Annotated in this window: 11 protein-coding genes; 6 read left to right on the top strand and 5 right to left on the bottom strand. The window is 70.8% G+C overall.

From position 1 onward, the window contains the following. Positions 1 to 11: 11 nt before the first annotated feature. The 4 genes from ABD987_RS27165 to ABD987_RS27150 form a co-directional block, all read right to left on the bottom strand. On the bottom strand, positions 12 to 1,226 hold the full coding sequence (locus ABD987_RS27165; RefSeq protein ID WP_345399620.1) for an MFS transporter: 1,215 nt from the start codon (positions 1,224 to 1,226) through the stop codon (positions 12 to 14). A gap of 68 nt (positions 1,227 to 1,294) precedes the next feature. Beyond that, positions 1,295 to 1,996, bottom strand: a complete 702-nt coding sequence (locus tag ABD987_RS27160) for a maleylpyruvate isomerase family mycothiol-dependent enzyme (RefSeq protein WP_345399618.1) — start codon at positions 1,994 to 1,996, stop codon at positions 1,295 to 1,297. 63 nt (positions 1,997 to 2,059) lie between these two features. Continuing rightward, a complete protein-coding gene (locus tag ABD987_RS27155) occupies positions 2,060 to 3,595 on the bottom strand; it encodes a flavin-containing monooxygenase (protein WP_345399615.1) in 1,536 nt (511 codons plus the stop codon). Continuing rightward, the gene (locus tag ABD987_RS27150; RefSeq protein ID WP_345399612.1) at positions 3,595 to 4,518 is read right to left on the bottom strand and encodes an AurF N-oxygenase family protein; all 924 of its coding nucleotides are present in this window, start codon (positions 4,516 to 4,518) and stop codon (positions 3,595 to 3,597) included. Before ABD987_RS27150 ends, ABD987_RS27155 begins: the two co-directional genes overlap by 1 nt. Positions 4,519 to 4,630: 112 nt before the next feature. Between ABD987_RS27150 and ABD987_RS27145 the strand changes: the two genes are divergently transcribed. Continuing rightward, positions 4,631 to 5,284, top strand: coding sequence for a TetR/AcrR family transcriptional regulator (locus tag ABD987_RS27145; RefSeq protein ID WP_345399609.1), 654 nt, complete (start codon positions 4,631 to 4,633; stop codon positions 5,282 to 5,284). 129 nt (positions 5,285 to 5,413) lie between these two features. Here the strand turns inward: ABD987_RS27145 and ABD987_RS27140 are convergent, their stop codons facing one another. Further along, entirely contained in the window at positions 5,414 to 6,409 is a 996-nt protein-coding gene (locus ABD987_RS27140; RefSeq protein ID WP_345399606.1) for a LacI family DNA-binding transcriptional regulator, read from the bottom strand. Positions 6,410 to 6,538: 129 nt separating this feature from the next. Here ABD987_RS27140 and ABD987_RS27135 point away from each other — a divergent pair, with 129 nt between their 5' ends. From ABD987_RS27135 to ABD987_RS27115, 5 genes are read left to right on the top strand one after another with little or no spacing between them, the layout of a single operon-like run. Next, positions 6,539 to 7,906, top strand: a complete 1,368-nt coding sequence (locus ABD987_RS27135) for a sugar porter family MFS transporter (RefSeq protein WP_345399603.1) — start codon at positions 6,539 to 6,541, stop codon at positions 7,904 to 7,906. Beyond that, positions 7,903 to 9,069 (top strand): extracellular solute-binding protein, encoded by a 1,167-nt coding sequence (locus ABD987_RS27130; RefSeq protein ID WP_345399600.1) that lies wholly within the window; start codon positions 7,903 to 7,905, stop codon positions 9,067 to 9,069. The genes ABD987_RS27135 and ABD987_RS27130 overlap by 4 nt, the downstream gene beginning before the upstream one ends. After that, positions 9,066 to 10,490 carry a class I adenylate-forming enzyme family protein gene (locus ABD987_RS27125; protein WP_345399597.1) on the top strand — a complete coding sequence of 475 codons (1,425 nt, stop codon included), beginning with the start codon at positions 9,066 to 9,068 and terminating at the stop codon, positions 10,488 to 10,490. Before ABD987_RS27130 ends, ABD987_RS27125 begins: the two co-directional genes overlap by 4 nt. A 17-nt stretch (positions 10,491 to 10,507) precedes the next feature. Further along, a complete protein-coding gene (locus tag ABD987_RS27120; protein WP_345399594.1) occupies positions 10,508 to 11,683 on the top strand; it encodes a CaiB/BaiF CoA transferase family protein in 1,176 nt (391 codons plus the stop codon). Continuing rightward, positions 11,680 to 12,474, top strand: coding sequence for an enoyl-CoA hydratase/isomerase family protein (locus ABD987_RS27115; protein WP_345399591.1), 795 nt, complete (start codon positions 11,680 to 11,682; stop codon positions 12,472 to 12,474). The genes ABD987_RS27120 and ABD987_RS27115 overlap by 4 nt, the downstream gene beginning before the upstream one ends. The last annotated feature ends 2 nt before the right edge of the window (positions 12,475 to 12,476 follow it).

Here is a 12,476-nt window from a genome sequence, read left to right as displayed (position 1 = left end):
CTGGACAGTCCTCAGTGGACAGCGCGATGCTCGCGCACCAGGAGCATCAGCAGGAGACCGGCGAACGGCCCGGCGGCGAGCGTCGCGAAGACCAGGAAGAACGAGCCCGTCGCGTCGAACACCGCGCTGACCACCAGCGGCGCGGCCACGGCACCCAGCTGCCACATCGCGTTCGTCAGCCCCGAGGCCGAACCGGCCCGCGCCGGGCCGGACAGCCCGGGGACCAGCGCCACCATGAGCGGACTGGAGGCGTACGCGGCGATCCCCAGGAACGGCGCCGTCCACAGGAACGCCGTGAGATCCGACCCGGCCCCGAAGACCAGGAGTGTCACGACGAAACCGCCGAGCGCCACGATGATCGGGACTTTTCGCTTTCCTCCGGACAAATCGGATGCCAGGCCGACGAGTGGTTTCGTCACCACCGCGGCGATGACGAAGATCGTCACGACCACGCCGGCCTGGATCGGTGCGACCTGGCCTCCCCGCACCATCGCGACGCCGGCCCAGGTGACGAACCCGGAGGCGCCCCACAGCGCGCCGAACCCCGCCGCGCCGAGCACCAGCAGGTCTCGATCACGCACCACCGGGCGCGGGTCCGGGAGCCTCCCCGGCCGGTCACCGGCCGCCGTGCCGTCGCGCAGGAACACCAGGCACAACACCGCGACGAGCGTCGAGGCACCGCCGAAGACGTAGTACGACGCCTGCTCACCGGCCCACTCGACGAGGAGCGGCGCGGTCGTGGTGGCGAGCACCGTGCCCAGCGAGGTCGCCGTCATGAACACGCCCGTCGCGAACCCGCGCCGCGTCGGCGCGAACCACTGCGCGATCAGCTTGACACCGGCCGAGTAGCTCGCGCCCGCGAACAGGCCGACACACGCCTGGAACACGATCCCCGCGGCCGTGGACGTCGCCTGTCCGAACAGGACCATGAGGGCGGCTCCAGCCACCAGCGACGAACCGACGATCACCCGGCCGCCGAGCCAGTCCGTCAGGAATCCGCCGACCGCGGTGAAAAGCAGGTAACCCAGGTAGTACCCGACGACGAACACGCTGAGCCCGGCCAGCGCCCACGCCAGCCCCGCGCTCGCCGACAGCGCCGTCGGGCCCCAGACCGCGTGATCGGCCACGGTCATCGTGAACGCCAGCCAGCACAGCGCCAGCACTACCCACCGGTACCCGCCACGGCGGTCCACGGACGCCTGTCCGCGCACAGCAATACCCACCATCGCACGTCCTCCCCAGTCGAGCGATTTCTGCAGATGTTACCCACCACCGGCAGCCACGCGCCACCGCGTCACAGCCACCTGTCCAGCGCGGGCGGATCGGCCAGCGCGCCGGTGCCACGGCCGGTCAGCCAGCGGCACAGGTCCGCCGCCGTTCCGTCCACAGTGACCGGTCGAGCGTCCGGCACGTCCACATTCCAGTCCCGTGCCCGGTCGACCGGGCGCAGCAGCAGGCCCGGTCCCACGCCCGCGTCCCGCCGGGCGGCGGTGAGGTCGGTCAGCAGCGCGTCGAGCAACTCCGGCGGGAAGTCGTCGAAACCGGCGCCGATGCCGAGATCGGCGCCGTGGATCCACAGTTCCCGCGTCCGCAGCCACGGCACCACCGACACCGGCACGGCCTGCCCCTGCGCGGTGACCACGAAGCGCTGCCACCCGTCGCCGGGGAATTCGGCCAGCTCGGCGCGCAGTCGGGTGTCGAAACCGCGCACGAGGTCCCGCAGCTCCGCCGGGACGAGGGTGGCCCCGTGCTCGATCTCGGCGTCCCGGGCCCCGCCGTCGGCGTACATCGGGGTCACCACCCCGGTCCGCGCCCAGCGCAGCAGCCGGGAAAGGGCCTTGGCGTTGTACCCGAGGTGCGCGACCAGGTGCCCCACGGTCCAGCCGGGCAACGAACTCGCGGCGGCGAACCCGTCGTCCGGCAGTTTGTCCACATAGGACAAAAGGCGCGCCGCACCCGCTTCGATCCACGCCAGCCGTTGTTCGATCAGATGCACTTCCGGATCACCCCGTTGAGCAGTTCGCCGACCCCCGCACTCCGGTGTCGAGCGTACTCCCCCTCAGCCCGCGGAACGGGCCCGTGCGGCGCGATCGAGGATCCGGGGGACGGCGCGGAAGTCGTAGTGGGACAGCGGGAAGTGGTTGGCCCGCCATCGCGCGGTGAGACTCGACTGCGGGCGGACGATGGACGGTTCCCCGTTGCGGTCGAGGTAGTAGCTGTTCGAGCCCGCGCAGGACGGGTCGAGGAACAGCCCCTTCCGATGCTGGCGCCGCACCTCGGCGAGGAACCGGTCGTGCGCGTCCCGCCGCACCGCCGCGTAGGTGGCGGCGCGGTCGCGGGCGTGGGCGATGACGCGCTGGGCGTGCCGGGTCTGCGTCTCGGCCATCACGAGCCAGGACCAGCTCGTCGCGAAATGCGGGCCGGGGATCAGGAACAGGTTCGGGAAGCCGGGCACGGTGATGCCTTCGTAGGCCTGGAACCGGTTTTCGAGCCACCAGTCGCGCAGGTCCGTTCCGCCCTCGCCCCGCAACGCGTAGCCGGGCACGCTGTCGTACTCGAAGAACTTGAACCCGGTGGCGAGCACGAGGGTGTCGATGGACCGGACCCGACCGTCCTCGGTCTCGATACCGTCGGGCAGGACACGCCGGATGGGCGCGGTGACCAGCTCGACGTCTTCGCGGTCGAAGGTACGCCAGTAGTCGTTGGAGATCGCCGGTCGCTTGCAGCCGAATTCGTAGCCCGGCAACAGTTTCGCCCGGGTTTCCGGATCCTTGACCTGACGCCGCAGATGCTGCTCGGACTGCTTGCGGATCAGCTTCACCAGGAACGGCAGCCGGGCGTGGTTGGTGACGCCGAACAGCATCGCCAGCTCGATGCCACCGCTGACCGCCGCCCGAGCCGCCCACCGGACCGGCGGCACGTTTTCCAGCACCCACCGGGCACGCGGGGACAGCCGGAACTCCGGTTTGGGCGCCACCCAGATCGGTGTGCGCTGGTAGACGTCGAGCCGCGCGACCCGGTCGGCGATGGCGGGCACCAGCTGCACCGAGGACGCGCCGGTGCCGATGACCGCGACCCGTTCCCCGGTCAGGTCGTGCTCGTGATCCCAGTGCAGCGTGTGGATCGTCTTGCCCGCGAACGTGCCGATGCCTTCGATGTCCGGGATCCGCGCCTTCCCGAACACGCCGTGCGCCGAGATCAGGAACCGCGCGGTCAGCACCGCACCGTCCGAAGTGGTCACGGTCCACTGGTGGTTCTCGCCGTCGAACTCGGCGTCGACGACGTCCTTGCCCAGCCGTACATGGGAACGCAGGCCGCGCGAATCGGCGATGTCGTCCACATAGGACTTCACCTCCGCGCCCCGCGCGAAGACGCGCTTCCACGAACCGGTCTGCGCGAAGGAAAACTGGTACGTCACCGAGGGAATGTCGACCGCGACACCCGGATAGGAGTTGTCCCGCCAGGTACCGCCGATGTCGTCGGCGCGTTCCAGGATGACGAAGTCGGTGATACCCGCGTCCTTGAGGCGGATCGCGGCACACAGGCCGACGAAGCCCGCGCCGACGATGACGACCTCGTGCTCGGGTTTCGGCATCACGCGGCCTTCCCGTCCGGGTGCAGGCCCGAGGCCCGCCACAGCAGCCTGCTCGGCCCGGCGATGACGCCCTGCTCGTGCAGGAACGCCCGCAGCTTCTCGAATCCGGTCGCGTAGATCCGCGCGCGATGCGGATTCTTCCTGGCCTCCCGCCGGGCTCGCCGGGCCGTCGCGGAGTCGAGACCGGCGCGGCGGAACACCTCCGGCCGGGTGAGCACCGTCTTGAGCAGCAGGGTCCCGATCCCCGCGACGAGCCGCGCGAGCGCCCGTTCCGGCCATCGCGACCGGGCCAGCCTGCGCGTCAGGTCCTCACGGGCGAAGCGGATGTGGCGCGATTCCTCGGTGACGTGGATGCGCATGACCTGGCGCACGAGCGGTTGCAGGTCGTCGTCGTTCATGGTGATCCGCTGGAGCGCGTCGAAGATCTCCTCGCCGACCAGCGCGGCCACCCACACCGACGGCCCAGTCAGCACGAACGGCAGCACGCGGCCGAGGTTGTGCAGCACGAACCCCTGCCGGTACGGACGGCCGCCCGCCTTCTCGATGAGCCTGCCGAACATCGTCATGTGCCGGCATTCGTCGCCCAGCTCCGTCCACGCGTAGTGCACGTGGGCGCGGGTCGGGTTCTGCTCGTAGGTCATCCGCAGCAGCATCTGGTTGAGGATGTTCTCGAACCAGATCCCCACGCTGACGGTGTTGATCATCTCCTGGCGCGAGATCTCGACCCGCTGCTCGTGACTCAGCTCGTCCCACAGCCGCGTCCCGTACAGCGTCACCATGCTCGGCGGGGTGAAGAACTTGCCCTCGACCAGCGGCGCGTCCCAGTCGATGTCGACGTCGGGATCGTAGGAGCGTTTGACAGAACCGAGCAGCAGGCGCCGCGCGGTCGCCTCCCGGTCCACTGGCTGCCTCGTCGCATCCATCAGGCCTCCCGATCAGACGGCGGAGCAGGGCCTTGCGGCTTAACAGCAGAACGCATGTAACAATGAAAGTCAAGTTGTAAAGTCCGGCAGGACGGCAGGCTAAGGTTTTGTCATGCGCGGTGACACCCTCGACGACGACAACCTGCTGAAGCGGGCGCTCGACAGCGAACTGCCGGACGACGAGACGACCGAACGCATCATGGGCGCGGCCCTGCAACAGGCCGAGGACTTCGGGCTGCGCCGCTTCACCATCGACGACGTCGCCCGGCGGGTCCGCGTCTCCCGCGTGACGATCTACCGGTACTTCCCCAAAAAGGACCAGCTGCTCAACGCGCTGCTCATGCGCGAGCTACGGCGTTTCCTGACCAAGGTCGACGCGGTCATCGCCGCCGAGCCGACACCGGAGGCCAAGCTCGTCGAGGGCCTGATCTTCTGCCTGGACTTCCTACGCGGGCACCGGCTGCTCAACCGGTTGCTGCGCACCGAACCCGAGCTGATCCTGCCGCACCTGACCACGCGGGCGGGCACGCTGATCGCCGCCGCGCGGGCCTGGATCGCCGGGCACATCCGCGCCGAGGTCGGCGCCGGACGGCTCGCGCTGCCGGACGAGGACATCGAGTGCGCCGCCGAACTCATCGCGCGCACCGTCATCTCCCTGGTCATCACCCCGGACACCGTGCTGCCCGTCGACTCCCCCGAAGGCCGTCGCCGCCTCGCCGACCTCTACCTCACCCCCCTGGTCCAGACCCTCCGCCCGAAAACGTGATCAGGCGGCGAACTCACGTGATCAGACGAAGATCTCGCGTGATTGGAGGAGGGCCCTGCTTCAATCACGCGAGTTCGCCGCTCAATCACGCGAGTTCCGCTCCCAATCACGCGAGTTCGCCGGAGCGTCTCAGCGGGGTGGGGCTGTCGAGGCTCGGATGACCAGTTCCGGGGCGGGTTCGCGGATGACCTCGTGCCGTGGCTGGGCGCCGTCGAGCTGACGCAGGATCGCGGCGACGGAGCGTCGGCCCAGTTCCCGCAGCGGAAGCCGCACCACGGTCAGCGCCGGCGTGAGATGTTCGGCGAAGAACACGTCGTGCAGGGCCACGATCGACAGGTCGCGGGGCACCTCGAGCCCGGCGGCACGCGCGGCGGTCATCGCGCCGACCGCGGAAAGGACGTTGCTGACCACGATCGCCGTGACGTCCGGGTGCGCGGCGAGCAGCTTCGCCAGCGCCGTCCCGCCCTCGCCGGTCGTGTGCCCGCCGGAGAGCGACGGTCCATCGTGGACACCCGCCGCCCGCAGGGCGGCGCGCCAGCCGCGGACGCGCGCCTCGGAACGGGCCTTGGGCGCGCCCAGCTTGAGATGCCCGATCACGGTGTGCCCGAGGTCGAGCAGATGCCGGGTCGCGACGTGCGCGGCTGCCTCGTCGTCGAGCGCGACGCTGCCCACCTCGCCTCGGGTGCGGTCGTTGACGAGCACCAGCGGCAGCCGCGCCGAAGCGATGTTGGCGACCGTGTCGTCGGCGGTGCTGCTGCCGCGTTGCAGGAGCAGGCCGTCGATCCGGTTGCCGCGCACGATCCGCTCGAAGGTCCGGTCCCCGCGCGCGAGCTCGTCCGCGTCGGCGAGCAACAGGGCGAACCCGTGGGCGCTGGCCTCGGCCTGCGCGCCGTCGAGGATCTCGCTGTACACCGGGTTGCTGGTGTCGTGCACCGCCATCCCGATGATGCCGACCTCGGCCTTCCGCAGCGCCCGCGCGACCTCGTTGGGTGTGTAGTTCAGCTCGTCGGCGACCGCGAGCACCCGCAGCCGGGTGTCCTCGCGGATCCGCAGCGTCTCGTCGCCGCGCAGCAGCCGGGAGACCACCGCCGGGCTCACCCCGGCGGCACGCGCGACGTCGCTCATCTTCGCGCGGCCGTTATGCGGCCGTGACGGACTCGACGGTTGACAGTTCTCGGGCACGGACGCAAGCTTACCTCGCGGTAAATCGATTTACTTGTTCTCGGGTCCCCATCCGGTGAGGAGGTCAGGACGATGGAGTCCGTGCCCGGCGTGAACCGGCGGTTCGCCCGCTCGGTCGCCGCCGTGGCCGCGCTCGGCGGCCTGCTCTTCGGCTACGACACCGGGATCGTCTCCGGTGGCCTGCTGTTCATCCGCGACGAGTTCCGGCTCTCCGCGCTGGGCGAGGGCGTGGTGGTCAGCTCCCTGCTCGTCGGGGCGGTGGCCGGGTCGCTCGTGTCGGGCAGGCTGGCCGACCGGTACGGCAGGCGCGCGGTGCTGCTTGGCACCGCGGCGGTGTTCGCGGCGGGCGCGCTGCTGGCCGGTCTCGCGCCGGACGAGACCGTGCTGGTGCTCGGCCGGTTCGTTCTCGGTCTCGCGATCGGCCCCGCCTCGGCGGTCGTCCCGCTCTACATCGCCGAGATGGTGCCCGCGGACCGGCGTGGCGCGCTGGTCAACTGCAACCAGCTGATGATCACCATCGGCATCGTGGTGTCCTACGCCGTCGGGTTCGCGTTCGCGCCGGTGCAGGGCTGGCGCTGGATGCTCGGGCTCGCGGCGGTCCCCGCCGCGCTGCTCGGCGCCGGGATGCTGCTCCTGCCGGAGACGCCGCGCAGCCTGATCCGGCGGCACCCCGGCCGGGCCGAGGCGGTGCTGCGGTCGATCCACGGCAAACCCGACGTCACGGCCGAGCTGGCCGAGATCCGCGCCGCCGACGAGCGAAGCCGCGCGGAGATCGCGACGCGCGGTGTGCTGCGGGACCGGTCGGTGCGGCCGATGCTCGTGGTCGGCGTCGGCCTCGCGGTGTTCTCGCAGATCGCCGGGGTCAACACGATCATCTACTTCGCGCCGTCCGTGCTGGCGGGATCGGGTTTCGGCGCGTCCGGCTCGATCCTCGCGCAGGTCGGCGTCGGGGTGATCAACGTGCTGGTGACCGTGCTCGCGATGGTGCTCATCGACCGGATGGGCAGGCGACCGATGGTGATCACCGCGTTCGCCGGGATGGGCGCGGCCATGCTGCTGCTCGGGCTGGTCTACCTGCTGCCTGCCCATGGCGGCGCGGTGGCCTGGTTCGCGCTGGTGTGCATGGCGGGCTACATCGGGTTCTTCGCCTTCGGCGTCGGCGCCGTGCTGTGGGTGCTGATCTCCGAGATCTACCCGCCGCGGGTCCGCGGCGCCGCGGTCGGACTGGCCACGATGGCGCACTGGCTGGCGAACTTCGTGGTGGCGCTGACCTTTCCGGTGCTGATCGCCGCCGCCGGCGCCACCGCGACGTTCTGGATCTTCGCGGTCGCCTGCGCGGCGGCGACGGTGTTCTGCGTGCGGCTGGTACCGGAGACGAAACGGCGTTCGCTGGAGGAAATCTCCGCCACCGGACCGACAGGAAGGACGGTCGAACCGTGATCACGCTGCGCGGAATGGCGTGGGGGCACCAGCGCGGGATCGGCTGCCTGCGCGCGGTGTCCACTGTGTACACCGAGGCGAACCCGGAAGTGTCGATCACCTGGGACTCGCGCTCGCTCCAGGAATTCGAGGACGTGCCGATCACCGCGCTGGCCGACCGCTACGACCTGATCGCGATGGATCACCCCTACGTCGGCCAGGCGCGGGAGTCGGGCGCGCTGGTACCACTCGAAAAGGTCATGTCCACCGGTTCGCTGTCCGCACAGCGGGCGGCGAGCGCCGGGCCTAGCTACGCCAGCTACACCTGGGCCGGCGGCCAATGGGCGGTGGCGATGGACGCGGCGGCACAGACGACGGCCTACCGCCCGGATCTACTCGGCGAACTCGGCCGGAGCGCGCCGCCCCGGACCTGGGAGGGCGTCGCCGATCTGCTCGGATCCCTTCCCCCGCAACGGAAAGCGGTCATCCCGGCGAACCCGACGCATCTGCTCGGCAGCCTGCTCACCCTCTGCTCGCAACAGGCGGGCACCGAGGAGGGCTGGCTCGGTCACCACGGCCTGCACCCGGACGTCGCCGTGCCCGCCGTCGCCCGGCTGCGGCTGCTGCTGGCGCTGGCCGACCCGATGTCGTGGGACACCGACCCGATCCGGGTACTGGAGGCGATGCGCGGCGGCGACGAGATCGCCTACTCGCCGATCGTCTTCGGCTACGTCAACTATTCCCGAGTGGACAGTGCCGGGCATCAGGTACGGTTCGCCGACATCCCTTCACTCGACGGCGGTCCCGCCGGGTCACTGCTCGGCGGTGTCGGCCTGACGCTCTCTTCGCGGTGCGCCGAACCCGAAGCGGCGGCACGGTTCCTGGAGTACGTGGTCAGCCGGGAGTGCCAGACCGGGGAGTACGTGTCCGCCGGTGGCCAGCCAGGGCACCGCGCGGCGTGGACGGATCCCGCCATCGACGCCTCCTGCGGGAACTTCTTCTCCGGCACACTGTCCACCTTGGACAACGCCTTCGTCCGTCCGCGCGACCCGGCCTATCCCTCGGTGCACCACCGCGCCGGGCCGGAGGTGCACCGGCTGTTCCGCGAAGGGGCCGACGCGGGCGAGATCGTCCAGTGCTTCAACGACATCTGCCTGACGACCTACGCGAGCGCCGAGCTGTGACGACGCTGGCCGAGCTGGTTTCCACGGCACACCGGGACTTCGCCGATCATCCGGCCGTGCTGGGCGAGCACGGGGTGACCACGTTCGCCGGACTCGGCGCGCAGGCGCGGTCGGTGGCCGCCGCGCTGGCCGGGCTGGGCGCGCGGCCCGGCGACCGGGTGGTGCTCGCGCTGGACAACCGGCCGGAGGTCCTCGCGGTCGAGCACGGGATCTGGCTCGGCGGATTCGTGCGGGTCGCGGTCGGCACCCGGCCGCACGCGCGGGAAATCGCCGGGATCGCGGCCGACTGCGCCGCGACGGTGGTCGTCTGCGCGGCGGAACTCGCCGCCCGGCTCGACGGACAGCGCACGTGCACGCCGGAAAGCCTGCTGCGCGGCGGGGGCGCGTTCCGCGAACCGCCGCGCTCCCCCGACGACCTGGTCGCGCTGATGTACACCTCCGGGAGCAGCGGGCAGCCGAAGGGTGCCCGGGTGACGAGCGCCGCGTGGGTCGCCATGGTGACGGCGATGTGGGCGGCGCTGCCGCCGATCGGACCCGGTGACGTCGTGCTGCACGTGGCGCCGATGAGCCATTTCGGCGGCTCGGTCGGGAGCGCGTACACCCTCGCCGGTGCGGCCGCGCTCCCGCTGCCCCGATTCGACCCGGAGTCCACCTGGGACACTGTGCGGGCGAACGGGGTGACCGCGATACCGCTCGTACCGACCATTTTGGACCGGCTGGTCACCGCATCGGCACCGGCTCCCGCGTCGCTGCGCGCGGTGGTCTACGGCGGGGCGCCGATCCAGCCCGCCGCGCAACGTCGTGCCCGCGCGGTGCTGGGTGACGTGCTGTACCAGTTCTACGGGCTCAGCGAGGCGCTGGCGCCACTCACCGTGCTGTCCGCGGCGGACCACGCGAGTCCCGATCCACATCGGACAGCATCTGTGGGCCGTCCGGTCGATTCGGTCGAAGTGTCCGTTGTGGATACTCCCGGCGAGGACGGCGAGATCAGGGTACGCGGACCGCAGATCATGTCCGGCTACTGGAACGGCGCGGAGACACCGGCCGACGGCTGGTTCGCCACCGGCGATCTCGGTTTTCTCGACGAGGACGGCTATCTCCACCTGACCGGACGGCGCAGCGAACTGATCGTCACCGGCGGGTTCAACGTCCATCCCGCCGAGGTGGAGAACGTGCTCGCGGAGCTGGACGCCGTCGCGGCGGTGGCCGTGCTCGGCGTGCCGGACGAACGGTGGGGCGAAACGGTCGCCGCCGTGGTCGTGGTCGAGGACGGGTACGAACTGTCCGAAATGGATATCCAGCGGGCCTGCGCGGAACGACTGGCCGGGTACAAGAAGCCCCGCCGGATCGTGTTCGCCGACCGGCTTCCGCTCACCAGTACCGGGAAGATCGCCAAACAGCCGCTGCGATCCTGGTTCTAGCAGAAGGAGGAAGAGCTGTGCCACAGGCGCTGGACGGGATTCGCGTCCTCGACTTCACGCAGATGATGCTGGGCCCGTACGGGACCCAGGTACTCGCCGACCTCGGCGCCGACGTGATCAAGGTCGAACGGATCGACGGCGAGTGGGAGCGCGGCCTGCGGATGCAGGGCGACCTCGTCGACGGCGAATCGGCCGCGTTCCTCGCGATGAACCGCAACAAACGTTCGGTCGCGGCCGATCTGCGGTCGGCCGAGGTGCGGGACGCGCTGCTGGAGATCGCCGCGACCTGCGACGTCGTGGTGGAGAACTTCCGGCCCGGTGTGCTCGCCAAACGCGGCCTCGGCTACGAGGACTTCCGCCGGGTGAAACCGGACATCATCTACTGCTCCGGATCCGGCTGGGGCCAGGACACCCGCTACGCCAAGGAGAACAGGCCCGGCCAGGACCTGCTGATCCAGTCGATGTCCGGGCTGGCGGCCAACGGCGGCCGGGCCGGCGACCCGCCGACCCCGGCCGGGACCGCGATCGTGGACGCCGCGACCGCGCTGACCCTGGCGAACGGCATCCTCGCGGCGCTGGTCGCGCGGATGCGGCACGGGGTCGGGCAGCGGGTCGAGGTCGATCTGTACGCCACGGCGATTTCCCTGCAGTGCCAGGAGATCTCGTCGATGGTCAACCAGGACGCCGAGTTCACCCGGTCGGCAGCGGGCGTCGGGCAGGCGTGGCTGGAGGCCCCGTTCGGGATCTACCGGACCGCCGACGGCTGGCTCGCGGTCGCCATGGCGCCGCTGGAGGTCGTCGCCCCGCTGTTCGACGTGCCGAAGCTGCACGGGCTCGACGCCTGGCGCGACCGCGACGAGGTCAAGCGGCGGATCGAGGAACGCACCGCGCGAAGGTCCACACAGGACTGGCTGGACACGCTGCTGCCCGCGGGTGTCTGGTGTGCCAGGGTCCGCGGCACCAAGGAGGCCGTGGACGAGCTGAGGTCCGACGGTTCGGACCTGCTGGTCCGCACCCGGCTGGCCTCCGGTCGCGAGGTCGAGCTGGTCGGCTGCCCGATCCGGCTGTCGGAGACGCCGTGGGAGCTGCGGTACGCGCCGCCCGCGGTGGGCGAGCACACCGACGAGGTACTCGGCGAGGTGCTTTCCGCGGAGGCTCTCGCGAAGCTGCGCGCGGACGGGGCCATAGCGTGAGTGTCGAACATCGAGTGCACGAAAACCTGGTGGAAACCCGGTCCGGCGCCGTGGCGACGCTGCGGATCGACCGGGAGAGGGCGCTCGGTGCCCTGTCCCGGCCGATGGTCGAGGCGCTGGGCGGGTACCTGACCGCGCTGCGGTCCGATGAGGACGTTCGGGTGCTGGTGCTCACCGGTACCGGGCGCGGATTCGTCGCGGGCGCGGACATCACCGAGTACTCCGGGGTGACGCGGACCGCGTTCGACGACTACCAGAAGCTCTCGCGCGGCGTTTTCGACCAGCTGGCACAGCTGCCGCAGCCGACGATCGCGGCGGTCAACGGGTACGCGCTCGGCGGCGGGTTCGAAATCGCGTTGTGCTGCGACTTTCTCGTCGCTTCGACGGCCGCGCGGTTCGGGCTGCCGGAGGTCTCGCTCGGCCTGCTCCCCGGCGGGGGCGGGACCGTGCGGCTGGCCAGGCAGGTCGGCGTCCGGCTCACCAAGGAGCTGGTGCTGACCGGGCGGCGGATCAGGCCCGACGAGGCCCAGTGGCTCGGGCTGCTCACCGCGCTGACCGAACCGGACGACCTGTTGCCCCGCGCGGACGAGCTGGCCGCGACCCTTGCCGCGCAGGCACCTCTGGCCGTCCGGGAGGGCAAGCGGCTGGTCGACGACGGCGTCGAGACCGGACTGGCCACCGCGCTCACCCGCGAGCAGCAGGTGCTGTCCTGGCTGTCCACAACGGACGACGCGCGCGAGGGAATCGCCGCGTTCCTGGAGAAGCGCGCGGCGGTGTTCCATGGCCGTTGAGC

The organism is Amycolatopsis samaneae (genome assembly GCF_039541975.1).
GTDB lineage: Bacteria > Actinomycetota > Actinomycetes > Mycobacteriales > Pseudonocardiaceae > Amycolatopsis > Amycolatopsis samaneae.
This window is presented reverse-complemented; position numbering and strand designations above follow the sequence as displayed.